We start from the raw sequence: 24,322 nt of genomic DNA, 5'->3' as shown, positions 1-24,322 counted from the left end.
CTCCTGTGTCTTCACGTCGGTTCAATCGAAAGGAGCGCCTATGGGCAGTGTACGCCGTATCGAACGAGAAAAAAAGACTGTTGACGCTATGATTCGTCTCTACTGCGACAAGCGCCACAACGACTCTGCCGGTCTTTGCGACGACTGCCGGGAATTGATGGATTACGCGCTGGCCCGGCTCGACCGCTGTGTTTTCGGCGAGAGCAAACCCACCTGCGGGAAATGCCCCATCCACTGCTACAAAAAAGACCGGCGCGAACAGATCATCGAGGTGATGCGCTTTGCCGGACCGCGCATGCTCTGGACGAATCCGTTTCTCGCCATCGGCCACCTCGTCGACGGGCGGCGAAAAATCCCACCGCTGCCGGCCAAAGGAAAGCCGGGGGAACCGGGGCAACGGCAACCCGAGTAAGATATATGGAAATCGTTCGCGCCCTATTGCTTTGTTTTACCGGATTAATGCCCGTTCTGTCTCTTCCCGCCATTGCACAGCGTCTCGCCGGTTTCTCCGGCCTCCAGCCATTTTCGTGATTTCAAGGACGAAAAAACAGATCGCCATCGTGGAAACCGAGACGATGCTGAACTTCAGCCAGGGCGAGATGTCGATGCCCTTTAACAGGTAGGCCAAGGGCAGCAGCACGAGTTGGTGGAGATAGTAGATACCGTAGGAGTGGTGGGAAAGTCGGCGCCAGAGCCAGGCGCCGTTGTCGACGAAGCGCTGGAAGAGGGCGATCAAGGCGAAGAGCGCCGCCATGCTGAAGATGGCGTGGACAGCGCCGTGACCGGCTTTTTCGGCCAGGTTCGCCGGCGCGAGAAAGTTCAGCCGGTAGAGGATGAACAGGATGCAGGCGGCAACGCCGAAGAGGCTCCAACCGGCGAGACTCGGCTGATATCCCCCTGCGGTGAACCATCCCTGCTTCCAGCCGTAGACGCCGAAGAGGAAATAAAGGGCGTACATGACAAATCGCACCGGCTGCAGCATGAACAGATAGCCGGCGTTCACCCAGGCGTCGGCGGGATAAAAGATGTTGCCGACGATAAAGGCGGCCGTGGTCGCTGCAGCGAAGAGCGCGAAGGTCCAAATCGCCGGTTTTCTCGCCATAATCTCCGGCTCGAAGGCCTCCGGCTTCCACTGGTGAGCCAGCGTGAGGAGCAGGAAAAAGAGCGCCAGCACGCCGAGAAACCAGTAGTGGGCATGCTGGTAGTAGGGTCCGAAGAACTTGTTGAACCAGAAGTCGATATAGTCCGGCGCCTGGGGGCTCCGGCTAAAGAGGATCATGTAACTGATCGGCGGCGCCAAAAAGAGCACCCCGACGATCCAGGGCAGCACGATCCGGCGCAGCTTGTCCCCCATAAAACCAACCGCCCCGCTCCGGAGCAGCGAAGGCATGGCAAAGTAGCCGGCAAAGAAGAACATGGCCGGCATGATGAAGACATCGACGATCAGCACGAAGATGTCAAAGGCGAGGCTGCGTTGATGATCGACCACATACCACCATTCGGGGGCGTAGGTCATGTAGCCCATGGCCGTATGCAGGGCGATCACCAGGTAGATGATGAACACGCGCAGGTTGTCGATGAAGTAGAGTCGTTCGTTTCTTAGTCCCATTTGTGTCTCCTCCTTGTGTGTTTCCGGCTCGTCTGTTTCCGACACGTGTGTTTCCGACTCGTCTTCCACTCTTCTGTTGCCGACTCGAATTTGTTTTCCCTGAGTGTCTGCTGGGCTGCCGCTTTTCCCTTTGTTTGTTTTCTGACGCGGCGACGTATGTTTCCATAATAGATGAAAAATTTCGCAATCACAAGAATTGCCCTTTGGATTTCCAGATGGATAAAAAAAAGAGAGACCCTCCGACTGGGGTTACTCCCTCCTCACACAACCGATTCCCTTTAGTCGGCCGGCAGAAACCGCGCCTTCACTTCCGCTTGCCGCCCACAACTCAGCTTCCCCTCCCGGCACTTGCCGAGCACACAGGATGGCAGCGCTCTCTCATAGAGCACCTCCGACAGAGAGCGAAGCGCCTTCAGCTTTTTGATCGCCAGTTCTCTGATCTCCCACTGGGCGTTCATGCATGTGCGGTCCGCTAACATTCCGATATCGATTCTCGCGTTGGTGGCGATGATCAACTTGATCTGATCGCAGTTGAGCAGCAACGAAAGGGCTTTTTCATCGCCGTATTTTTGAGCGATCACCCGGCGCCAGTTCCTGCACTCCTCGACCAGTTCCATAAATTCCGAGTAAAACGGCGACTGCCGGATGCTGTCGGGCACTTTGACGGGCCTGGCGGCGTCCCGAATCAACTCGGTCAGATTCTCCCGGTAATTCTGACTGAGCCGGTGCCGCAGTTGTTGATGATAGGTGACGAGACTGCACATCATGCCGAAGGTGGTTCTGGCCTGCTCGGCAATGCTCTCGTGACCATACCCGAGAACGCGCTGCGTCACAGCCCTAGCCTGGTTTGCCGCCTCCGACCCGAAACGGGCGATCTCCTGGGAGGGCGTGTTTTTTGAGGTGCTGGTCAAGGCGCCGAAACCGACTTTCATGTCCAGGTCCTCGAAACGGCTCAGCAACACAAGGTTGTTCTCGTTGTCGATTTTTTTGAGATCTTCCAGGTGAAAATCTCGGATGGCTTCATGCTCAGCGTCACTGTCATATTCGTCCGGCAGCAGCGCCGTCAGCTTCTCAGGCAGGAACGCTGTCAGTTCGTTGCGGATCTCATCGAACATGGCGCCGTACTTTTTGTCGTTGAGCAACCGGAAGAGGTCGACCAACTTATCGCCCGACATGGCCACACTGACGTTGGTTTTCGTCGAAAGGGGCAGGATGTAGCGGGCATCTTCGATCGGTATGCCGTAGAGGTAGTTCTCCGCTTTCGGCCTTCCCTTGGCGTTCGGGTCCTTCAGTTGGGACATCTTCGCATATAACCGGAAGGCCTTTTGGGTGATCTCCTCCGTCTTTCGCCGGTCTTCCCCGTCCAGTTGAGGCAGACGGTAGGCGTCGGCAGCCAGGGTGACGTACCGCTGGCTCTGCTGCACATAGGAGTCTTTCAGTTCACAGATCAAGGTGCTCTGCACCCGATCGATCCCCTCCAGCGTGAAGGAGATATGGATGGTGTTCAACACCTGCTTTAGACCCAACGCATCAATGGTTTTGATCCGGTTTCTCTCTATCCATCTGGCTATCCGATCCAACCCGGTGGCTTCGAAGTTTGCGACAGTCATCATTAAACCCCGTTCTCTAAAATAATCGACCCTTGATGTGCACAATGCAAAAAATGTCCTGGTTTTCTAAAGACAAAAGCCAGGACATTTTGTTTTAAGTTGGTGTGTAGCTACATGGCTAAATAGTATAACGCCTCTTAGAAGATTTATCTGTACATAAAATAGTATAGGATGTTCCCGGTTGTCAAGCGGACAGTTTTCAATTCAAATGTACCGTAAAATGTTTGTCCTTCTTTATCGACCCGTTTTCGGCTGTAAATTCGCCAATGACTACTTGATTTGCGCCTTCCGCAAAACGCGCCTTTCTCATCACATGCTGAGGCGCGGGTCCTGCCAGATCCTTGATTTTCGAAAATGTATGTCTGTCGTATAAGGAAATCCGGTTGCTGATCCTTTCTCTCGCGAGTACATGTTTGTCACTGGCGTCTTCAAACAAGGGAGCGTCTTTTTTAACGCTAAAGAGGGCCAGCGTTTTCCTCGAACCATCCAGACCGTATTTCACGATCTTGATGGTTTGCTCCGGCGAACTGAGCGGGCTCTCGTAGGCGATGATGGCGTCATCACCTTCCCACAGGAGGAACACGGTATGGTGATTTACATCTTCCGCCTGCGTAGACACTTTGATGCGCTCCCCTGTTTTCAGATCATACACAAAGATGCCGGCAGCAACCTCGCCGTCCATTTTGGTATAGGCGATTTTCTCACCGGAATCAGACCAGAACTTGGGCATGGTCCCGTGAGCGTCCACTTCCGTGTCTATCGGTTGGCTTTGTATGCTTGCTGCATCTGTTACCGTAAATTGTTGACCGTCGACGGTGACGAATCGTTTTTTGTCTTTTGAATAGGAAACTCTTTTGTTTGCGTATTCCGGTGTGGCGGCCCGACTCTCCTGTGATGCCTGGGTTACCTGTGTTGCCTGTGCTTCGACCTTTCCCTCATTCGTCGGCTTTGCCTGAGGCCCGATAGGCTGGCAGGCGCTGAGAAAGAGCGCCGTTGCGACGAGTAAGGCTAAAAAGCCATAGCGAATCTCCTTTATCTTCATGTGTTATTTTCCTTCCCCAAACAGTCGCCGGTACTCGCCGTAACCCTCTTTCTCCAGGTCCTCCTTCGGGATGAAGCGCAGCGCCGCCGAGTTGATGCAGTAGCGAAGCCTCCCCGGCGCCGGGCCGTCGTCGAAGACATGGCCGAGGTGGGAGTCGGCGTTGCGGCTGCGCACCTCCGTGCGGATCATGCCGTGGCTGGTGTCATCTTTCTCATCGATGTTTTCTTCATGGAGCGGCCGGGTGAAACTGGGCCAGCCGCAACCGGAGTCGAACTTGTCCAGGGAACTGAACAAGGGCTCGCCGGACACGACATCGACGTAAATGCCCTTGCCCTTGTGGTCCCAGAACTCGTTGCGAAAGGGCGGCTCGGTGGCGTTGTTCTGGGTCACCTCATACTGCATCGGGGTGAGCCGTTCGCGCAGGTCTGAACGGTCTTTTTTCCAGCGCTGCTCTTTCGACGGGTGCCTCTCCGATTGGCCCTTCAATGACTGGCCGTTCTCAGAGCGGTCATTTTTCGAGGGGGCCTTCTCCTGTTTGACCGTTTCCGGGTTGTGCTTCTTCCAATGGCGGGCGATAAAGGCGTCCCGCCCCGACCCGAGCCGGTACAGGCCGTAACGGACAGGGTTTTTCTTGTGGTAGTCCTGGTGGTACGCCTCTGCCGGGTAAAAGGGACCCGCCGGGAGGATGGGCGTCACGACGGGCTTGTCGAAGATGCCCTTCGCTTCGAGCGCTCGCTTGGAGGCCTCCGCTTTTTCCCGCTGCGCCTCGCTGTGAACGAAGATGGCCGTCCGGTAGGAAGACCCCCGATCATGAAACTGTCCGCCGGGGTCGGTCGGGTCGATCTGCTGCCAGTAGATGTCCAGCAGTTTTTCGTAGGAAAAAACGGCCGGGTCAAAGGTGATCTGGACAGCTTCATAGTGGCCGGTCCGCTCGGAACAGACCTCTTCATAGGTGGGGTTCTCCGTCTTCCCGCCCGTGTAGCCGGAGACGACGCGGATGATCCCGTCCATCTCCTCGAAGGGCGTCACCATGCACCAGAAACAGCCGCCGGCGAAGGTGGCAAGTTCGTATCTTCCCTCTGTAGCCGCTTTTTCCATGGGAATCACCTCGATTGATATTATCGGGTTTGTCTTTTTTCCTCGGCCTTCAGCTTTCTCCCCCCGGTGATACTGAAACCGTTCTTCGTATAAAAGCGCAGGCTGTTTTCAAACTCCGGCAAGGGTGGCGTGGTCACCTCGAACCGTTTCCACTCCTGCATTTGTGCAAACTGCAGAGCCTCTTGAAGCAGGCGGTTGCCAACGCCTTTGTCCCTGTAAGCGTTCCGTACATAAAACTCGGTGATGATCCCGTATTTCCCATGGGTATAGAGGGCATGGGCCTCGGTCAACCCGATGAAGCCGACGCACTGCCTGCCGTTCCCGGCATCATCAACGGCGATAAAAAACCACATCTTCTGCGTCTCAATGAACTGTTCAATGTTTCGTTGGATTTCCGCCTGATCAATTTGGAAGTGGGCGATATGGGTTCTCTGAATGATTTCCTCTAACAGCAATGCTTCCAATTCAACCAGACCGGCGACGTCAGACTTGTCCGCCATTCGGTAAAGATATTTTCCCACAGCTCTTCACCCCGATACATGGATTTCAATGTGCGCCAGGCCTCACTCACCTAGAAAAAAACCACCACCCTTTGTAGAAAATATCCCTCAGGTGGTGGCGTACACTTTATGCAACTACTTCGGAAGCTGGAAGGAACTCTTCAGCGAGACGATGTGGTTGAAGACCTTTTTGTCGCTCGTCGACTGCTTCGTATCGACGTTGAAGTATCCATGGCGGAAGAACTGGAACTTGTCCTGCCCCTTCGCTTCGGCCATGTTCGGCTCCACGCAGCCTTGCAAGACCTCGATGGAGTTGGGGTTGATCCGCTCCAGGAAGGGCTTGTCTTCCCCCGCCGTATCGTCCAGGATCAGCGGTTCATAGAGGCGGAACTCGGCGGGAAGCGCCTGAGTGGCCTCAACCCAGTGGATCGTCCCTTTCACCTTGCGTCCCTCGAAGCCGGAGCCGCTCTTGGTGGCCGGGTCGTAGGTGCAGTGCAGTTCCACGATCTTGCCCTCGGCGTCTTTGACCACATCGTGGCACTTGATGAAGTAGGCGTGTTTCAGCCGCACCTCGTTGCCGGGGAAGAGGCGGAAGTACTTGCTCGGCGGGTTCTCCATGAAGTCGTCCTGCTCAATGTAGATTTCCCGGGAGAAGGGGATTTGGCGGTGGCCCATCTCCGGGTTTTCGGCGTTGTTTTCCGCTTCCAGCATCTCGACCTGGCCTTCGGGGTAGTTGGTGATGACCACCTTCAAAGGCCGCAGGACGGCCATCGTCCGCGGCGCTTTCAGCTTCAGATCCTCACGGATGAAGTGCTCCAGCATCTTCGAATCGACGGTGCTGTTGGCCTTGGCGACGCCGATCTCGCGGGCGAAGGCGCGAATCGCCTCGGGCGTGTAACCGCGCCGGCGCAGGCCCGAGATGGTGGGCATGCGGGGGTCGTCCCAGCCGTCGACGATGGCCTCATCGACGAGCTTTTTCAGCCAGCGCTTGCTCATGACCGTGTTCGTCAGGTTCAAACGGGCGAACTCGTACTGGCGGGGGCGGCATTCCATCTCGCACTCCTCGATGACCCAGTCATAGAGGGGGCGGTGGTCTTCAAACTCGAGGGTACAGATGGAGTGAGTGACGCCCTCGACAGCGTCCTCCAGGGGATGGGCGAAGTCGTACATGGGGTAGATGCACCACTCGTCGCCCGTGTTGTGGTGGCTGGCGTGGGCGATGCGGTAGAGGACAGGGTCACGCATGTTGATGTTCGGCGAGGCCATGTCGATCTTGGCCCGCAGCACCTTCTCTCCGTCCTTGAACTCGCCCTTGCGCATCCGCGCGAAGAGGTCCAGGTTCTCCTTGACGCTGCGGTTGCGGTGGGGGCTCTCCTTGCCCGGCTCGGTCAGAGTGCCGCGCATCTGGCGGATCTCCTCAGCCGACAGTTCGTCCACATAAGCCTTGCCCTTTTGGATCAGGATGACGGCCCGGTTGTACATCTCATCAAAATAGTCAGAGGCGAAGAACAGCTTCTCCCACTCGAAGCCGAGCCAGCGCACGTCTTCTTTGATCGACTCGACATACTCCGTGTCTTCCTTCAGCGGGTTCGTGTCATCGAAGCGCAGGTGGGTGCGACCCTTGAATTCGTCGGCCAGTTCAAAGTTCAGGCAGATCGATTTGGCGTGTCCGATGTGCAGATAGCCGTTCGGTTCGGGCGGAAAGCGGGTGACGACCTCTTTGACCCGGCCCGATTCTATATCCTCAAGGATGATGCTTTTGATAAAATTCGGCGGGAGTGATTTGCCTTCCACAGCGCTCACCTTTCTTAAAAAAATCCCCCAATGGATTTTCTTGTTAATTGTTATTCTTCTACAAATTGTAGTTTATCATAACCGGAGACGCGCCCAAAGAGTGAAAACAGAGGGAGTGCGATTTTCGTTTCGATAATAAAGAGCGCACTGGGGGAAAGTCGGGCAAAAGCCTGAGCCAGTGGCCGCTGTAAGCATGGCCTTCGTGGAAGGGTTGGGCTTGTTGGAAGGGTTGCCATTGTTACAAGGGTTGTTATAATTGAGGAAGACTTTCCGCCTGTCGCAGAAAGGCCTGCCTTTTCCATAGAAGCATGCCGCCAAATGCCTGCGGCTGCCGGAGACGCGCATACTTTACGGCGACACTCGGGATACAAACCATAGCAATGATTTCGTCGACTGACGGCAAGCAATGAGGAGGAGCATCCCATGACCATTCCCAAGGCGTTAACCATCGCCGGTTCCGACAGCAGCGGCGGAGCCGGCATCCAGGCCGATCTGAAGACCTTTCAAGAACTGGGCGTCTACGGCATGACGGCCATCACCACCATCGTTTCCATGGACCCGAAGGACTGGTCCCACAAGGTCTTCCCCATCGCCATCGAGACCTTGGAAGCCCAGTTGGACACGATCCTCTCCATCGGCGTCGAGGCCATGAAGACAGGGATGCTCGGCACCCCTGAGATCGTCGAAGTGGCCGCCCGCACCATCGACCGCCACAACCTGAAGAACGTCGTCGTCGACCCGGTCATGGTCTGCAAGGGCACCGACGAGGTCATGCAGCCGGACAACCTGGTCAGCCTGCGCGATGTGCTCGTCCCCCGGGCCACCGTCGTCACGCCGAACCTCTTTGAGGCGGCCCAGTTGAGCGGCCATGCCCCGATCAAAACACTCGACGATATGAAGGAAGCCGCAGAAGCCATCCACAAGCTCGGCGTCGCCTATGTCCTGATCAAGGGCGGCGGCAAGCTGGCCGGCGAGACGGCCATCGACCTGCTCTTCGATGGCAAGACCTTCGAGGTCCTGGAGTCGGAGCGGTTCAACACCACCTACACCCATGGCGCCGGCTGCACCACCTCGGCAGCCATCGCCGCCGGACTGGCCAAAGGCGAGTCCGTCCGCGACGCCATCGGAACGGCGAAGAAATTCATCACTGAAGCGATCCGTCTCGGCTTCCCCCTCAACGGCTACGTCGGCCCGACCCACCATGGCGCTTATCGCCGGAGCGGCTGCTGCTGTTAATTTGTAAAAGGTAATAAAAACTGCCAAAGAGGTTGCAGGATCGCCTGTCTCCTCTTTGGCAGTTCTTTTTTCATAATATCACCTGCTGCGCAGCGCCGCCTCGATCCGCTGCATCCCCTCGGCCAAGACCGCTTGCGGACAGCCGAAGTTGATGCGGGCGAACCCGGCGCCGGGCCGGCCGAAGGTGAGACCGTCATTCAACCCCACCTTCGCCTTCTCGACGAAAAATCGTTTTAGTTCCGCCGGGGCCAGTCCCAAACTGCGGCAGTCCAGCCAGCCCAGGTAGGTCCCTTCCGGTTTCACCACCTGCAGTTCAGGCAGCCGCTCGCGCACATAGCGCACGAAATAGTCGGCATTGTCCTCCAGGTATGGAAGCAGCGCATCGAGCCAGGCGTCGCCGTGCCGGTACGCCGCTTCCGACGCCGCGACGCCGAAGAGATTCCCTTCCCCCAGGCTGAGGGCGGCCATATGCTTCCGGAAGCGCCGCCGCAGCCCGCCGTCAGAGATGATCACAAAAGACGTGTTCAACCCGGCGATATTGAAGGTCTTGCTCGGCGCCACACAGGTGACCGTGCGGGCCGCCGCATCGGCGCCCAAAGCGGCGAAGGGGATGTGGCGATGTCCCCGGAAGACGAGGTCGCAGTGGATCTCATCGGAGAGGACGATGATGTCCCGCTCCCGGCAGAGCTCGTTGATCCGGCGCAATTCCGCCTCGGTCCAGACGCGCCCGACAGGGTTGTGGGGGCTGCAGAGGACCAGCATCCTGACACCGTCATCCAGTTTGGCTGCCAAGTCGTCGAAGTCGATCTCATAGCAGCCGTCCACCTGGCGGAGCGGGTTCTCCACCAGCCGGCGGCCGTTTTCGTTGACACAGCGGAAAAAGGGCGGGTAGACAGGCGACTGGATGACGACGCCGTCGCCAGGGGCTGTGAAAGCCTGGATGGCCAGGCAGATCGACGGCACCACCCCAGGCGTCAGGGCGATCCACTCCCGCTCGATAGCCCAGCCATGGCGGCGTCCAAACCATTCGACGACGGATTCAAAAAAGGATTCGCTGCGGACGTGGTAGCCGTAGACCCGGTGGGCGGCCTTCTCCTGCAGGACCTCGATCACCGCCGGCGGCGATGGGAAGTCCATATCGGCCACCCAAAGGGGCAGCAGGTCTTCCTGCCCGAAAGCGTCACGGAGGGCATCCCATTTTAAGCAGTTGGTGCGGCGCCGTTCGATTCGTTCGTCAAAAGAACAGGTCAGGTTTGTCATGTTGTCATCCACCTCATCTAGCATACCGCCGGCAGCGCTTGAGAGCGTCTTGCCGGCTTTATTTTTTCGTATCCGTCACCAGATATCCCATCGGCTTCAGTTCCGACCAGGCATTGATGGTGTATGCATGGCTGCCGAAATTGACCGTCACTGTCACGCCGTTGGCAAAGACCGACTGCTGCACCGACCGGTCCGGTGTCAGAAAGCGAAAATCGGTCATCTCAGCCGTTCCCACCTTCCGGGCGACGGAACTGACCTTCTGATAGCTTTCAGCAAGGCGCTGCTTGTCTTTTTTCCACCCGTCCCGGTCGAGGGTGTACAGCGGCGGCGTCCCGTAAAGGATGTTGAAAAGATCCCGCTTTTCCCACTGCTCCGGCAGGCTGTTGTTGCCTTCGTCGCGCCGCCAGTAGGACAAGACACTGTCATGATGCACCAGTTCCCACAAGGGAATCCCGTACCGGTGATCCGCCGAAAGGGCGGCAGCCGGTTGTGACCCGGCCTTTCCCCCGGCGGTGGAATCAACACCGCCGCCCGGACCAGCCTGCGGCGTCACACCCATCATCCCTTCGAAATAGTGGACAAAGGGTGTTGCCGCGTCATGGCCGCCGACACTCCCGGTCACCCGTTTCAGTTCGCTGGAGGCGACTTTGAGCAGGTTCATTCTCGACTGCCGGCTCTGGCTGCGTGTCATCGGATGGCGCTGATGGTAGTCTTCCTGCCAGGGCAGAGAAGTCACCCCGTCGATCAGCCAAGCGCCATAAGGGGAGTCCTTCAACACCGTGGGAATCCGCCAGCGGGCGACGCTCAGCGCCGCTTCGTCACTGACAATGGCGCCGTCGATCCACCCGCCGTCCTTGGCTTTGGCCTTCCAGCCGCGCACCCACTCGCCATCGGGACCAGTGACGAGTCCGTCGGGCCAGATCGACTGGGGCCAGCGCGGATCCAGCCCCGCCGCCAGATGTTCCGCCTTCTCCGGGTTCACGACCTGATGAAACAGGTCAGACCGCCCACAGAGATATCCCAAGGCATTGATCTGCTGAATGGCTTCCGGCCCTAGGGCAGCCTGAGTGTCGCCCTCGACATGGTTCCACAGCACCTTGTCGAATTGCAAGGCCTTCATTTCCCCCGCAACCTCCGGATCGCCCTTTCCCTCATACCAGATATTGGCGGCGCCGATCAGTTTGTTCAGTTCACGATTATCGCGGGCTTTTTTCTCCAAGGAGACGAACCGGTCGCCTGACCGGACATATTCCCGGTAACGCTTGGCCATGGCCACAAAACCGCCCCGGTCAAAGAGGATATAGCGGAGGCGTCGGTCATAGGCGAATCGTCCTTTTTGCGGTTCCCACTGGGGCGACAAAGCCAGTTTCCCCTCGATCCGCTCCAAATGAACAGCACTGTCGTCCGGCGTCTCCAGAAGGGTCATTAACCCCCGCTCGCCGTCGGTGATGCCCCAAAAAGGCATCGCAAGTCCTTCCCCGCTGTAGGCGGGAAGACGCATGAAGGGAAGGGAGGGGGCATCGGCAGGCCAGAGGATGCCCTGTCCGCGCGGGATCACCGCTTGTGTTCCCGGCCCGCTGACAAAGGGATGGGGAAAGCGCAGCGCCGACCCCAGCATCCCTTCCCCCGACAGGGTGACGGTAAATTCGGGGCTGTCGCCGATTGGCTTGATAGTGGCCAGCACATCGTTCCCGCTGGCGATATGCCGCAATGCCATCACAATCTGCTTGCCAGACTGGATATCGATCAGGATAAAGTCGGAACGCAGCGCCTGCTGCCGCCATGCCTGGCCTGTCCGCTTGTCGGTGACAGCCAGCGTCAGATCGTCCGTATGTACGGCGATGGAGAAAACCGCATTTTCTGTACGCGCTTGCGCAGGCATAGCCGGATTCCGCCTGGGCGCCATCACCGGGGTAAGCGACAGGTCATCGGCCCAGGTGACGCCGCCGCCCTGCCCCGCCAGTTGGGGCTGGATATAGGCGATGCCGGGCGGAATCACCAGGCGGGTGGCGACGACACCCCATGCCGCATCCCCCTCGATCACCGGCGCGTCGATCTGCCATTCCACCGCATTCCCTCGCGCATCGCAGCCCCTTGCGCTTAGCGTCGCGGCCCCGCTTCCCAGGCGCTTGATCCATCCTTTCAGTTCAAGGAGATCACCGGTGGCGACAGGGATTTTTTTGGGGGTCGAAAAGCGCCACTCACCATCGCCTGCCGGGGCGATTCGAACAGAATGGACGCCTGCGGGAGAATCGCCGCCCCCAGCGCCATAGCCGCCCGCGCTAGCATAACCGCCCCAGGCGGCATTGCTGCCGCCGGCAGAATCGCCGCGCCCTGTATAAGATCCGCTTTCCAGGCTGACGGTCCCTTCGCCCCCGTTGCCCTTCGATTGAAGTGTCCAATCGACAAGCCCTGCCTCAAAGCCATCGTAGATAAAGGGAACGCCGGATGTCTCCGTGCTCGTTGCAGCGTTCTCCAGGGGAACTGCCGCCACCTCACCTGCAACGGCTCGCCGGTCGGCAGCGAACATCGGCTGCAACGGACCAGTAAGAAAAAGCCCGCACGCCAACAGGCAAAGAAGGACCTTCCCGGTCGTGACCACCTTGAACCTCAAGCGCATACACCTCCGCCATCGCCACAAAGGGACACCCGCCCGGCATCCATTACCGTTCACAGAAAACTTGTCCCCTGATTTAAGGCTGAATTAAGATTCGTCTTATTTTCACGAAAGGCGCATCCCTTATACTGTTCTTAGCGAGACCGCTGATTCCCTCCCCCTGGTGAAAAAACCGCCGCTTGAAAAGCGCCTTTCAACAGGCGATAGACAAGCGTGCCGAAAGGAGACATGGCCGATTGGAACCTGCACCGCCCAGCAGTCGCGACGCCAACGGGCCGCCCCTGCGCATCCTCCTGGCCGACGATGACCCGGAACTGCGCGAACTCGTCGCCGGCTACCTGGAACATGACGGCTACGCCGTGCTGCTCGCCGCTGACGGGGAAGAAGCGTTGCGGCTGGCCCGCACTGAACGACCGGACCTGGTCATCCTCGATGTGATGATGCCCAAGGTAAACGGCCTGGACGTCTGCCGGATGCTGCGGGACGAGTTGGAATGCCCCCTCTTCATCCTCTCAGCCCGCGGCGACGAACCCGACCGCATCCTGGGCCTCAACCTGGGGGCCATCGACTATGTGGCCAAGCCCTTCAGCCCCCGCGAGTTGGTGGCCCGCGTCAATGCCCACCTGCGCCGCCGCAACCGCCAGATAACCGTCGAAGCGCCCATCGCCGTCGGCCCGCTCTATCTCGATCCTATCCGCGCCGAGGCGCAACTGAACGGCGCCGCCCTCGACCTGCGCGCCAAGGAGTGGGAACTGCTGCGCCTCTTCGCCGCCACACCGGGCCGCGTCTACACAAAGCAGCAGGTCTACGAACAGGTCTGGCACGAGCCCTACTACGGCAACGACAACACGATCATGGTCCATGTCCGCAGCCTTCGCCGCAAACTCGACGACGCCCTGCCCGGCGCCGGCGACTGGTTGGAAAACATCCGCGGCCTCGGCTACCGGCTGAAGGCGCCGGCGTCGGCTCCGGTGCCGGTGCCGGTGCGGGAGTCAATGCCGATGCCGGCGCCGCGACCTCAGGAGGAGCGGCCATGAAGATCCGCACCCAGGCCTTCTTTTTCTTCCTCCTGATCTCCGTCGTCACCGCCGCATCGACCCTGCTGGGCATGCTGATCCTCTACCAGGAACTGCTGCGTCCCGGAGACCGCAGCGTTCAGCACCGCCAGGCCATCGCCCAGATCGAGCGCTGGCAGGAGCGCTTCCAGACCGAACCGGCAGCGTCCGTCGACCCGGGGCTTACTGCAGGCAGGAATCCCAAGTACCCGCCGAACCCCGGTCCTATCAGCATGGCGTCTCCCCAGCAGGGTAACCAGCAGCGTCATCAACAAGGCGACCAAAAGAACAACCGCGCCGGTCAGGGCGCAGCCCGCCAACGCCTGATTGAGGAACTCTCCTTTGATTCCGATCTGCACTTCTGGCCGGCTTCGGTGCAACTCCTGGACGAGACCGGTCAGGTGCTGGCCACGAAGACGACCTGGAACCCGCGCAATGACCCCGCCATCGCCGCCAACGATCACTACCCCGACCATTACACCCCGGCCCAGTTGATTGAAGCGATCCGCGTGCCGCCGCAGGATTTCGTCGACGGTGTGAACGTCCTCTTCGAAAGCGATCCGGTATCGCGGAATCAGGAGAGCGGCAACGGAAAGACCCGTTACGCGGCGGCTTCGCTGGTTGTAGACAGTGAAACCTACTACCTGCTCCTCCGCTACGAACCGCCGCCCCATGAGCCTCCCCGTCGTCCTGACGCCCAAGAACGGACCGTCCTGCTCGCCGGCGTCCCCCTGACAGCCGGCGCCGGCATCCTGGCCGTCAATCTGGTGGCCGCCCTCGCCTTTTCCTGGCTGTTGCGGGCGCCCCTGAAAAAACTGGCCGGCGGCCTGGAGAACATGCGACGCGGCGATACGAGCTACCGCATCCAATCCTGGCGCAAAGACGAATTCGGCGACCTCTTCGCCGTCTTCAACCAGTTGAACAGCGCCCTCGGCGCCCTGAAACAGCGAGAACAGGAGATCGCCGGCAAACAGCGGGACCTTTTCGCCGGCCTCTCCCATGACCTGCGCACCCCGCTCGCCTCCATCGAGGGGTACGCCGAAGCCCTCAGCGACATCGCCTACCAGGAGCCGGAGCAGGCACGCAAATACGGCCGGATCATCCACGCCAAAGCCCTCGTCATGGGGCGCATCGTCGATGACCTCTTCCTGACGGCCAAACTGGTCCATCCCGACTTCACCCTGCAACGACGTCCCACCGACCTGGCCGAGCTCGTCCGTCGCTGGACCGCCGACATCCTCCCCGACATCGAACTGGCGGGGCAACACCTGAACGCAGACATCCCGGAAACGACCCTGTGGGCCAGCGTCGACGCACCTCACCTGGAGCGGGCCGTCAAAAACGTGCTGAAAAACGCCATCGAACATAACGCGCCCGGCATCCACGTCCACGTCACCCTGATCGCCCAGGGCGAAACGGCGCTGTTGCGCATCGCTGACACAGGCATGGGCGTGCCGGTCCACCTGCGCGAGCGCCTCTTCGAGCGCTTCGCTCGCGCCGATACGGCCCGCAACAGCAAAAAGGGCAGCACCGGCCTCGGCCTGGCCATCAGCCGCGAGATCATCGCCGCCCATGGCGGCAGCATCCTCCTGGAGCCCACGCCGCCCGAAGGGGGCGCCGCCTTCCTCATCCAACTGCCGCTCGCAGCCCCATGAGCAGCCACGGAAAAACGATTATGAGGTGACCGCCATGTTTTCCCCCGACAATGACCACGCCGACCATCCCAAACGCCCTGCCTGCGCCCTCTGCGGCTTTCACAACGGGCCGCTCTTGCCGGTGCAACAAGGCTGGATCTGCCCCCAATGCGCCGCCGAAGCCGGTCAGCCGAGGACATCGTCCACCTATGCCGGCGCAGGCTTCCGGCCGAACGGGGCGGGAACCGCCGTTCCTACCGTTGGCGGAATCCCTACCGGCAGCGCGACGCCGGCAAACGACGCGGCGCCGCCACCTCGGAAGCGCACCGCCTTGCAGCGCTTATGCTTTATGGCGATCTCCCTCATGCCGGGAGTAGGCCAGATGTATCTCGGTCTGATGCGCCGCGGCGTCCAACTGCTCGCCCTCTTCTGGGGCACCGTGGCACTGACGCAGTGGAACGTGTTTCCCGACTCCTTCGGCCTCGTGCTGCCGGTGATTATCGGCTACGGCTTTTTTGACGCCCACCATGCCATGCGAAAACGCCAGGCAGGCATCCCCATGCCGGACGACAACATCGAGGTCTTTGATTGGTTTGTCGACACATGGCATCGCCGCCCCGGTCGGCTGGGCGTCATCCTGCTCACCCTGTCCGCATTGATCATCTTGGACACGCCCCTGCCCAACAACGGCTTTCTCCGTTACTACAACGAGTACTACTTCTACCTGAAAAGCATCGTCTTTGGGGGAATCTTCGGCATCGGCGGCCTGGCCCTCATCGTCCGGCACAAGTCTCGCGAGGAAGTGTCCACACCGTCAGCGCCGGTCATTTCACCGCTGGCGCAGGAAGGCGCGCGCGCCCCGGAAGCCTGCTCGGAAGAGCCTGCAACCCGCCTGTAACCGTAAGTGTCCCTGTCGAGCCAACAACAACGTCTCCAATATAAATAAAAATCGCCCTCCCCATCCATCGCATCATGGACGAGGAGGGCGATTCCTTTTCAGCACCCTTCGCGGCGCGCCTGTGCCAGTGGGGCTTTTGTACCCTACCGGCGCTTCTGTACTGTGGTGCTTCTCTACCCAGTTGGCGCTCCTGTACCCTAGTGACGCTCCTGCAAATCGGCGATCGGCACCTCGATCTGGTTTCCCGGCCCCAGAAGCTTTACCTGGGCGATCCCGTTGTGCTGATCGATCTTCTCAATCCAGACGGGACTGTGCTGGTAGAGCACCTCGATCGTCGACGGCGAGTTGAGTATCTCTTCGGCCCGTTTCGGTTGCATGCGACCACTCCTCTTGCTTCCTATCAGACATAGCATGGCAGAGCGGCGCAAAAACATACACGCCAAAAAGTGGACGGCATTTGGAAAGGGTTTGATGGTTGTTCTCCTGAAGTCAATCCTATGGTATGATGATTATGGAAAACTGTAGATATATTAAATAAATACTTACATGCAACCGCCGCCTTTGTTTTCCGGGCATGGAGGTATTATCATGGAAAATCGCGACAATCAGGCCGAACTGGCGCGCCGCCTGCGCGAATCGGAAGAAGCCCGGGAACAGTTGTGGAATACCTTCATCCAGTTGGACCATGTCTTCTGGTCCTTCGATCTCCTCGAAAACCGCCTGTTGCAAATCACGCCGAACAGCGAACAGATCCTCGGCCGCCCGCCGCAGGCCTTTTTTGAAACCCCCGATCTCTGGATGGAGATGATCCACCCAGATGATCGCCCTCTTTTTGCGTCCATTTTCCCTGACTTTCGCAGAGGTCTCCCGCTCGATAAGACCTGCCGGATCCTTCTGCCCAACGGGGAACTCCGCTGGATACATAAACGAGCCGCTCCCGTGCAGCGGGACGGTCGTTTCATCCGCGTCGACGGCCTGACAACAGACATCACCCGCGAAAAAGCTATGGAGAAGAAGCTTCGCGAAAGTGAAGAGAATCTACGGCAACTGGCCGAGAACCTCCGGCAGGTGGTCTGGTTGCGAACGCCCCAGCAGATGCTCTACATCAACCCGGCTTACGAAGCGGTCTGGGGACGCAGCCGCGACGTCATCTATGCCAACCCGAACGAGTTCGTCCAGTCCATCCACCCGGATGATCGGCCGCGTATCCTGCAGGTGCTTTCCGGTTCCTTTCGACAAACGGGCGTCTTTGACGAGGAGTACCGGATCCTCCGTCCCGACGGTTCCTTTCGCTGGATCTGGGCGCGCAGTTTCCCCGTCTTTGATGATCAGGGCCGCATCGCCCGGACCGCCGGGATCGCCGAGGACACGACAGAACGCAGGCAAGCCATAGAAGCCCTGCAGGAAGCCAAGGAGTTGGCCGTCCAGGCCGACCGGGCCAAGAGTGAGTTTCTGGCCGTCATGAGCCATGAAATCCGGACGCCGATGAACAGTATCCTGGGACTGACAGAATTGCTGCTCGACACGCCGCTGGACGAGACGCAGCGCGATTATGCCGTTACGCTGCGCAGTTCGGCCGAGATTCTGCTGTCCATCCTGAACGATATCCTGGACATCTCCAAAATCGAGGCCGGCCGGATGAACCTGGAGATCCTTGACTTCAACCTGGCCCAGTCGATAGAGGAACTCGTCAAGATGCTCGCGCCTCGGGCCAAGGAGAAAGGGCTCTGCTTCTCCGTCGCCCTGGATGCGCGGTTGCGTCGCCTTGTCCGGGGCGATCCGCTGCGCCTGCAGCAGGTGCTCTTCAACCTCATCGGAAACGCCATCAAATTCACCGATCAGGGATCGGTGCGCTTCGAGGTCACTGTGGAACAGGAGACGGCATCCGCCCTGTCCGTTCGTTTCTGTGTCTTCGACAGCGGTATCGGTATCGATGCCGCCACCCTATCCACCCTCTTTACCCCTTTTTCCCAAGCCGACCTGTCGACGACCCGCCGTTTTGGCGGAACCGGCCTCGGGTTGAGCATCTCCAAACGCCTCGTCGAACTGATGGGCGGTCACATCGGCGTGAAAAGCCAGTTGGGAAAGGGCTCCACCTTCTGGTTCGTCCTTTCCTTGGAACCGTCTCCCCCGGCCCTGTCGGAAACCGCTGCTTGCGCCTCCGTCGACCGGATTGCCCCGATGGACACGGAAACCGCCGTCCCCACGGCTGAGCCCGAACCCCCTAAGCCGCCATCTCTACCCAATCTGCCGATCCTCCTGGCCGAGGACAACGAAACCAACCAGAAATTGATGCGGTTGCTGTTGCACAAGTTGGGGCTCACCGATATCGATATCGTCAATGACGGACATCAGGCGGTGGCGGCCGCCTTGTCCCGCCATTACCGCCTCATCCTGATGGATTTCCGGATGCCTGGGATGGACGGGTTGGAAGCGACCCGCCGGATCCGCAATTGGGAAAGCGCGCACGCCAAACAGGCCGTTCCGATCATCGCCCTCACCGCCAATGCCCTCGGCGGCGACCGGGAGAGGTGCCTGGCTGCCGGGATGAACGATTACCTGTCCAAACCGGTCCATTTCCGCCAACTGCGCCGGCTTTTGGAGCGCTACCTGACGGAAAGACAGACCGATGTTTCCTGTCATGAGATCCTCGATAATGTCCGGCAACTCTGCGGATGTCTCGATCAGGAAGAACTGCTCCTTCTTTTTCGCACCTTCCTACAGGATATTCCGCCACGACTGGCCGCACTGAAGGCCGCCCGTGAACAGGGGGACTGGGAGGCGCTTCGGTTTCATGCCCACTACATCAAGTCCGGGAGCGGCAATCTGGGCGCCCGCCGGCTCATGCAAGTATGCGCCGAACTGGAGCAACTGGCAAAAAAAGAGCGCCTCGATGGCGCTCTTCTGGAAAAAACCGGGGAGTGGATTCACCTGGCCGAAAGAGAGTTCGCCTCCCTTCGGAAGTCCCTACAAAAAGCCTTCTCTATCGACACGTAAAAAGGCCCGAATGCTCAACAGGCGGCACACCTTAAGCAATAACCGTTTCCTTCCCGCTCTCGCCAGCGATGGCGATAAACCTATCGACCAGGCGGGGATCAAACTGAACGCCGCTGCAGCGTCTCAACTCGCACAGCGCCGCTTCCTCACTCATGGCCTTCCGGTAGGTCCGGTCATTCGTCATGGCGTCATAGGCGTCGGTGATCGCGAGGATGCGCGCCTCGATGGGGATATCCTCTTCTTTCAGTCCCAGCGGGTACCCCTTGCCGTTCCACCACTCATGGTGTTTCAGAATCAGATCGGCCACCGGCAGCAGTCCTGGAACAACCTGGGCGATGCGGTGGCCGATTTCCGCATGGCGCTCCATCTGCTTGCGCTCTTCTATCGTCAGCGGCCCCGGCTTGAACAGGATCTGATCGGGGATGCCCACTTTGCCGATATCATGAAACTGGGCCAACAAGCATAGATCGGTGATCCTGCCGTCGGAAAGCCCTACGTCTTTGCCTAACTTGACCACCAGTTCCTGCAGGCGCTGAGAGTGCCCCTCCGTGATGAAATCGCGCACCTCAAGCATCTTCATCAACGCCTGCACGAGGGCGTTGCGGTTGCTCTGGTTGCTCGACAACTTCTGCCGGTACATGGTGTCGTCCGCTTCCCGCATCAGCGCTCGGACCGCTTCCTCATCGGCCGGCGGTTGGCTGCTGTACTTCCAGCCAACGGACAAACTCATCCGGAGTCCCATGATCTCCGGTTTCATCAATTCCAGGGACTCGCGGATCTGCTGGCAGGCGCGCTGAACCTGCCCCTCTTCCACGTTCCGGAGCAACACGGCAAATTCATCGCCACCCATGCGGGCCACGATCCCTTTTTCCCTGAACACCCCTTCCAGAATCCGAGCGGTCTGAATCAAGAGGTCGTCTCCGACCGAATGGCCCAGCGTATCGTTGACCAGTTTCAACCCGTCCACGTCACAGCAGATGATGCCGATGCCGCCGACCTTATCCTCCGCCAGCCGGGCAAGTTCCCTTTCGAAAAAGGCCCTGTTGTAGGTCCCCGTCAGGGCGTCATGGAGGCTTAAGAACCGGAGGGCCTCCTCGGCCTTCTTCCGCTCCTCCAGTTCCATCTGCACGGTCTGGTAGAGGCGCAGGATCCGCCCTTTCGACTCCTCGATCCGCTCCAACATGGCGTTCATGGTCGTGGCCATTTTCGACAGTTCGTCGTTGCCTGGCAGGTCGAGCCGGATGGAGAGATCCTCTCCCGCCCGCACGGCGTTCATGAAGTCATCGATCCGCTGCAGCCGGGGGAGCAGGAACCAACGCAGGATCAGGATCGTCACGGCGGCAAAAAAGAGGCCGAAGGCGATCACAGCCACCACGAAGGCGCCCATCTGTTCTTGCCCCTGCTGGTAGATCAGGCGCGGCACCGTGCTGACCAGGTAGTAACCGCCGGTTCCGTACAAGTCGGTTAAAGGCGCATAGCCGAGAACGATATCCTTATCGACGGGTTCCTGAAAGAAGTGTCCCTTGGGGACAGGCTCTTTTGTAGGATCGCTCAGAAAAGCCACATCCGTTTGCGTCCGCTTGGCCATCGCCCGCAGGAAGGCGTTGTCTGCCTTGCGCGCAAAGACGAGCAGCCCCGGGCTGGGACCCCCTTTTTCACTCGTCAAAATGGAATGGGCGGCCACTAAGACCGGCGTCTGACCGACCATGACAAAGTTTTCAATGCGCTGATCCTTGCCCAGAGCCAGCGTTTCCATTCGACTCATATGCCGGATATGTGCGTCCCAACCTAGCGGAACTGGTACCTCGCTCTTTTTTTCCAGATCGAGGGCTTTGGCAAAGAGAATCCGGCCATCCCAATCGGCGATGATGACCAGATCGACGCCCAGGTTGGCCATGGCCGCATCGTTCAGGTTCTTCTCGACATAGGTCCGGTCGGTTGGCCTCCGGGCAAAGTCGAAGGTGTCATCCCAAGGCGCCCAGTCTTCCGCCAAAGAACCGATCCGTTCCAGTTCACCCTCCCAGGCTGCGAGGCTGCGCGCTGAGTTATCGGCTACCTCATCCCGTTCCAATTTGAGGTAATTGGCGCCCCATACCTGCTGCCCCATCAAGAAGATCACCAGCGCAAACAACATGATCAAAGAAATGTGCAACAATGCGATCTTGCGACCGATCCCCACAGCGCCGCCTCCAATGTCCCCCGCTATTTCCCTGGTTTCCGCTTTATTTATCGGTTAATTCCACACCAGCATGCGATTCCCTTCCACCAGGCGCTTTCGCACTAAGCATTCCCATCCGTCTCCAGGCGCCTTTCACAGGTGCGTCCAGGCTGAGACGTCTGTCAAGAATAGTAAAACGAACGTTCCATCGCGTCGATCGCCCCGCCCAGCGCCCGCGCCGTATCGGTCAATTCCCCGGCGCGCCTGCGCGCGGACGCGCGCTCCTCTTCACGAAAAGCCGGATCGTTGCGCCAGCGCGCCATGAAGGTTTCAATATCGGCAAATCCGGCGATATGATAGCGCGGTCCGGCCACATAGGCCACATCCCCGGCAGGCAGGGTAAAGACCGGATTTCCCTTAAACAACGCCTCTAGCGCCGAGGTGCCTCCGCCTGTCCGGGGCGGGTTCAAGTAGGCGTCACAGACCTCGTTGAAAGCCAAGATGTCGTCCTGAAAACCGGCGAAACAGGTCTGCCGGGCAAAGGCCGGGTAGGCCGCCCGGTGCTTTTCATAGCGCTCAAAATGACCGGCGAAGGCGATAAACGCTTCCGGGTTGCGGTCTAAGAAAAAGGCCAATTGCTCCGCGTAAGCCGGCGTCACTTCCTCATCGAGCCGCCCGCCGACAATAGCCAGCACAAAGGCCTTTTCGCCGATGCCCAGGTCTGCCCGCGTCATCTTTTTGCGTTGGGGGCGGATGTAGAAGGTGAAGTCGCAGGGGATGATCCGTTCGGCGGCAATCCCCAGTTGAACCGTTTCTGCCTGTTCCTTCTCCGGCAAAGGGCTCCAGGGCAGGAAGAACCGCCCCTCTGAAACAGCGAGCCCGTTTACACAGCCCAATGTCGCCACCGGCACGATCCGGCCACAGAGATCGGCCGTGATGTTGTTGCCGCCGATGGAGAGAATGAAGGCTGGCCGGATCTCTCGGATCCAGGCGATGATTTTCGTCATCTCCTCTAGGTTGGGCATCTCATCCTTGCACTGGTAAAAGGGAAAGGCCTGTCCCTGAAAGCGGGAGAGGTCGATGCGGGAGAGGTTGCTCTTGAACGTCGCCAGCAGCGGATTGAAAAAAGGCAAGGGCAACGACCGGGGCATTTCCGCCGTATTGATGAGAACCACCTTTTTCCCCAATTCGGCCTGCAAGGCATGGGCGCGATCGAGCGCCGTCATCGTCGGTCCATGCTGCAAGCCCAGGTACTGATTGGTGATCACGACGACCCGGTTGTTGTCGCGCTGCTCCGCCGGTATCCACTCGAGGCGTTCCGGCAACAACTGGCCGTAGGCGGACACCAGTGAACGATGGAGCGCCCAAAAGCGCAGATCGTTTTCCATCGTGAGATACCGGCGGTCCAAAAAACCCCGGCGCACAATCTGCCAGTATAAAAACAGCCGTTCCTTCAGCGGTCGCCCCGCCTCCTCGGCCGCCCGGTAAATCTCATGGAGGAAGCGCTCCTCACCGGTCACCTCGAGCAAGAATGACGTGATAAAGAGGTGCAGGACCAGACCTGCGCCCCCTTTCCCCACTTCGCTGAGTTTCAGGCCTTTTTCCAGGATCTCGCCCCAACGCTGCCGTTCTACAGCGTTTAGGGGCGCCATTTTCTCCTGAATCGCCGAAAAGAGCTTATAGAGCCCGGCGACCTTGTCCCCGAGAAGAACCCAGCCGTCACCGAGGAGCCGCCTCGCTTCATTAAGTTCGTAAAAGTTCATTCCGATTGTCCTCCGCTTGTTATATTGGCGACATCTGCCACATTCGCCGTGGCCTGGCTGTGCCCTGTCATATTGGCCGTGGCCCGCCAATCATCCGAAACCTGCGAAAAACCCATATACCTACATAGTAGCGCATTTCTAGCATTCCCGCGCCGCCAAAGTATGGAATGGCGCCTTTTTTTATTAACAGGTCCTCCCCGTGAAACCCAACCCCGAGTATGCCGATGTGAAGTCGTGGACGCCATGATATTCTAGCTCAGTGGTGTTAAACACGGCTAACATTTCAATCGCCGCTTCTTCACTTGGCAAGAAAAAAATGTGTTTCATGAGCATCCTCCAATGCGTTTTTTTCCGTTTCCATACACTGAAAGGCTGTCCTCCAAAGAGCGGGTCAATTTCTTTTCAAGAGGGAAACCTTTTTTCTATTTGTTTCCCAACGCCCTTGCCTGCGTGCGCAGACCGCAGTATAATGAAATCACGCTAAAATACCCCAACCAGGTATGGGTAACATCACATCGAAATGCTGATTGGAGGCATCCGTTTATGCGTGACTTTCCCGCCTTTTTGGTCACCCTGTCTTTTGACAAGTCCGATGAGAACCGCGTCACCGTCGCCTTTACCTTCGCCGTGGAGGCGCTGAAAAAAGGGCATACGGCCGGTCTCGTGCTGCTGATCGAGGGCGTTCGTGTCGCCGAACAAGGACATGTCGACACCATCGACATCGGCGCGCCCTTCCGACCCGTCAAGGAATTGCTGGATGAGTTTCTCGCCCTGGGCGGCAAACTGTACATATGCGCCGCCTGCCTGCACCACAACCACGTAGAAAACCTGATGCCCGAAGCGATCGTCATCACAGGCCCCGATATCGTTGACTTTTATATGAACGCCAAGAGCGTGGCTCAGTTCAACTAACGCCCTGTTCTGCCTTTCACTTTTCCGCCCCGGAGATTTTTCATGCGATACTGGGTCATCTCACCGCCTTCCACCTGCCTGGTGGGACATCTGGTAGGGGCACTGAGACGGACGAGTCTTGGCAGATGATGTGATGCGA

The 24,322-nt window shown here is 58.8% G+C and carries 18 protein-coding genes; 7 read left to right on the top strand and 11 right to left on the bottom strand.

Translation table 11 applies throughout. From position 1 onward, the window contains the following. The first annotated feature begins 40 nt into the window (after nt 1–40). On the top strand, nt 41–412 hold the full coding sequence (locus tag GTO91_RS13255; RefSeq protein WP_161259211.1) for a nitrous oxide-stimulated promoter family protein: 372 nt from the start codon (nt 41–43) through the stop codon (nt 410–412). Nucleotides 413–448: 36 nt separating this feature from the next. Here GTO91_RS13255 and GTO91_RS13250 read toward each other — a convergent pair whose 3' ends face one another. The 6 genes from GTO91_RS13250 to GTO91_RS13225 form a co-directional block, all read right to left on the bottom strand. Further along, entirely contained in the window at nt 449–1,609 is a 1,161-nt protein-coding gene (locus GTO91_RS13250) for an acyltransferase family protein (RefSeq protein ID WP_161259210.1), read from the bottom strand. Between the two features lie 278 nt (nt 1,610–1,887). Further along, nucleotides 1,888–3,219, bottom strand: a complete 1,332-nt coding sequence (locus GTO91_RS13245) for an FAD-dependent thymidylate synthase (RefSeq protein WP_161259209.1) — start codon at nt 3,217–3,219, stop codon at nt 1,888–1,890. Nucleotides 3,220–3,418: 199 nt separating this feature from the next. Beyond that, nucleotides 3,419–4,261 (bottom strand): hypothetical protein, encoded by an 843-nt coding sequence (locus GTO91_RS13240; RefSeq protein ID WP_161259208.1) that lies wholly within the window; start codon nt 4,259–4,261, stop codon nt 3,419–3,421. A gap of 3 nt (nt 4,262–4,264) precedes the next feature. Next, nucleotides 4,265–5,359, bottom strand: coding sequence for a peptide-methionine (R)-S-oxide reductase MsrB (msrB, locus tag GTO91_RS13235; protein ID WP_161259207.1), 1,095 nt, complete (start codon nt 5,357–5,359; stop codon nt 4,265–4,267). A gap of 20 nt (nt 5,360–5,379) precedes the next feature. Next, nucleotides 5,380–5,880 carry a GNAT family N-acetyltransferase gene (locus GTO91_RS13230; RefSeq protein ID WP_161259206.1) on the bottom strand — a complete coding sequence of 167 codons (501 nt, stop codon included), beginning with the start codon at nt 5,878–5,880 and terminating at the stop codon, nt 5,380–5,382. A 114-nt stretch (nt 5,881–5,994) separates the two neighbouring features. Continuing rightward, nucleotides 5,995–7,653 (bottom strand): glutamine--tRNA ligase/YqeY domain fusion protein, encoded by a 1,659-nt coding sequence (locus GTO91_RS13225; RefSeq protein WP_161259231.1) that lies wholly within the window; start codon nt 7,651–7,653, stop codon nt 5,995–5,997. Between the two features lie 423 nt (nt 7,654–8,076). Here GTO91_RS13225 and pdxK point away from each other — a divergent pair, with 423 nt between their 5' ends. Continuing rightward, entirely contained in the window at nt 8,077–8,889 is an 813-nt protein-coding gene (gene pdxK / locus GTO91_RS13220) for a pyridoxine/pyridoxal/pyridoxamine kinase (protein ID WP_161259205.1), read from the top strand. 78 nt (nt 8,890–8,967) lie between these two features. On the opposite strand, the gene GTO91_RS13215 is transcribed toward pdxK, so the two are convergent. Both GTO91_RS13215 and GTO91_RS13210 read right to left on the bottom strand, forming a co-directional pair. Next, on the bottom strand, nt 8,968–10,149 hold the full coding sequence (locus GTO91_RS13215) for a MalY/PatB family protein (protein WP_161259204.1): 1,182 nt from the start codon (nt 10,147–10,149) through the stop codon (nt 8,968–8,970). A 58-nt stretch (nt 10,150–10,207) separates the two neighbouring features. Next, the gene (locus GTO91_RS13210) at nt 10,208–12,763 is read right to left on the bottom strand and encodes a glycoside hydrolase (RefSeq protein ID WP_161259203.1); all 2,556 of its coding nucleotides are present in this window, start codon (nt 12,761–12,763) and stop codon (nt 10,208–10,210) included. 239 nt (nt 12,764–13,002) lie between these two features. On the opposite strand from GTO91_RS13210, the gene GTO91_RS13205 reads away from it, so the two are divergent. The 3 genes from GTO91_RS13205 to GTO91_RS13195 are packed head-to-tail and all read left to right on the top strand — an operon-like array spanning nt 13,003 to nt 16,353. Beyond that, a complete protein-coding gene (locus GTO91_RS13205; RefSeq protein ID WP_161259202.1) occupies nt 13,003–13,803 on the top strand; it encodes a response regulator transcription factor in 801 nt (266 codons plus the stop codon). Continuing rightward, the gene (locus GTO91_RS13200; protein WP_161259201.1) at nt 13,800–15,476 is read left to right on the top strand and encodes a sensor histidine kinase; all 1,677 of its coding nucleotides are present in this window, start codon (nt 13,800–13,802) and stop codon (nt 15,474–15,476) included. Before GTO91_RS13205 ends, GTO91_RS13200 begins: the two co-directional genes overlap by 4 nt. Nucleotides 15,477–15,510: 34 nt before the next feature. After that, a complete protein-coding gene (locus tag GTO91_RS13195; protein ID WP_161259200.1) occupies nt 15,511–16,353 on the top strand; it encodes a hypothetical protein in 843 nt (280 codons plus the stop codon). Nucleotides 16,354–16,550: 197 nt separating this feature from the next. Here the strand turns inward: GTO91_RS13195 and GTO91_RS13190 are convergent, their stop codons facing one another. Beyond that, nucleotides 16,551–16,730, bottom strand: coding sequence for an H-type small acid-soluble spore protein (locus GTO91_RS13190; protein ID WP_161259199.1), 180 nt, complete (start codon nt 16,728–16,730; stop codon nt 16,551–16,553). A 211-nt stretch (nt 16,731–16,941) separates the two neighbouring features. Between GTO91_RS13190 and GTO91_RS13185 the strand changes: the two genes are divergently transcribed. Then, nucleotides 16,942–19,350 (top strand): hybrid sensor histidine kinase/response regulator, encoded by a 2,409-nt coding sequence (locus GTO91_RS13185; RefSeq protein ID WP_161259198.1) that lies wholly within the window; start codon nt 16,942–16,944, stop codon nt 19,348–19,350. Between the two features lie 31 nt (nt 19,351–19,381). Here the strand turns inward: GTO91_RS13185 and GTO91_RS13180 are convergent, their stop codons facing one another. Then, the gene (locus GTO91_RS13180; RefSeq protein ID WP_161259197.1) at nt 19,382–21,529 is read right to left on the bottom strand and encodes an HD domain-containing phosphohydrolase; all 2,148 of its coding nucleotides are present in this window, start codon (nt 21,527–21,529) and stop codon (nt 19,382–19,384) included. Between the two features lie 161 nt (nt 21,530–21,690). Further along, the gene (locus tag GTO91_RS13175) at nt 21,691–23,271 is read right to left on the bottom strand and encodes a glycosyltransferase family protein (protein WP_161259196.1); all 1,581 of its coding nucleotides are present in this window, start codon (nt 23,269–23,271) and stop codon (nt 21,691–21,693) included. 543 nt (nt 23,272–23,814) lie between these two features. On the opposite strand from GTO91_RS13175, the gene GTO91_RS13170 reads away from it, so the two are divergent. Further along, nucleotides 23,815–24,183 (top strand): DsrE family protein, encoded by a 369-nt coding sequence (locus tag GTO91_RS13170; RefSeq protein WP_161259195.1) that lies wholly within the window; start codon nt 23,815–23,817, stop codon nt 24,181–24,183. Nucleotides 24,184–24,322: the final 139 nt, after the last annotated feature.

This window comes from Heliomicrobium undosum (assembly GCF_009877425.1).
Lineage (GTDB): Bacteria > Bacillota > Desulfitobacteriia > Heliobacteriales > Heliobacteriaceae > Heliomicrobium > Heliomicrobium undosum.
This window is presented reverse-complemented; position numbering and strand designations above follow the sequence as displayed.

Coding starts and splice junctions, on each gene's coding strand:
- GTO91_RS13185 (WP_161259198.1), top strand. CDS start 16,942: ATGGAAAATCGCGACAATCAGGCCGAACTGGCGCGCCGCCTGCGCGAA.
- GTO91_RS13245 (WP_161259209.1), bottom strand. CDS start 3,219: ATGACTGTCGCAAACTTCGAAGCCACCGGGTTGGATCGGATAGCCAGA.
- GTO91_RS13195 (WP_161259200.1), top strand. CDS start 15,511: ATGTTTTCCCCCGACAATGACCACGCCGACCATCCCAAACGCCCTGCC.
- GTO91_RS13170 (WP_161259195.1), top strand. CDS start 23,815: ATGCGTGACTTTCCCGCCTTTTTGGTCACCCTGTCTTTTGACAAGTCC.
- GTO91_RS13200 (WP_161259201.1), top strand. CDS start 13,800: ATGAAGATCCGCACCCAGGCCTTCTTTTTCTTCCTCCTGATCTCCGTC.
- GTO91_RS13255 (WP_161259211.1), top strand. CDS start 41: ATGGGCAGTGTACGCCGTATCGAACGAGAAAAAAAGACTGTTGACGCT.
- GTO91_RS13175 (WP_161259196.1), bottom strand. CDS start 23,271: ATGAACTTTTACGAACTTAATGAAGCGAGGCGGCTCCTCGGTGACGGC.
- GTO91_RS13190 (WP_161259199.1), bottom strand. CDS start 16,730: ATGCAACCGAAACGGGCCGAAGAGATACTCAACTCGCCGTCGACGATC.
- msrB (WP_161259207.1), bottom strand. CDS start 5,359: ATGGAAAAAGCGGCTACAGAGGGAAGATACGAACTTGCCACCTTCGCC.
- GTO91_RS13215 (WP_161259204.1), bottom strand. CDS start 10,149: ATGACAAACCTGACCTGTTCTTTTGACGAACGAATCGAACGGCGCCGC.
- pdxK (WP_161259205.1), top strand. CDS start 8,077: ATGACCATTCCCAAGGCGTTAACCATCGCCGGTTCCGACAGCAGCGGC.
- GTO91_RS13250 (WP_161259210.1), bottom strand. CDS start 1,609: ATGGGACTAAGAAACGAACGACTCTACTTCATCGACAACCTGCGCGTG.
- GTO91_RS13240 (WP_161259208.1), bottom strand. CDS start 4,261: ATGAAGATAAAGGAGATTCGCTATGGCTTTTTAGCCTTACTCGTCGCA.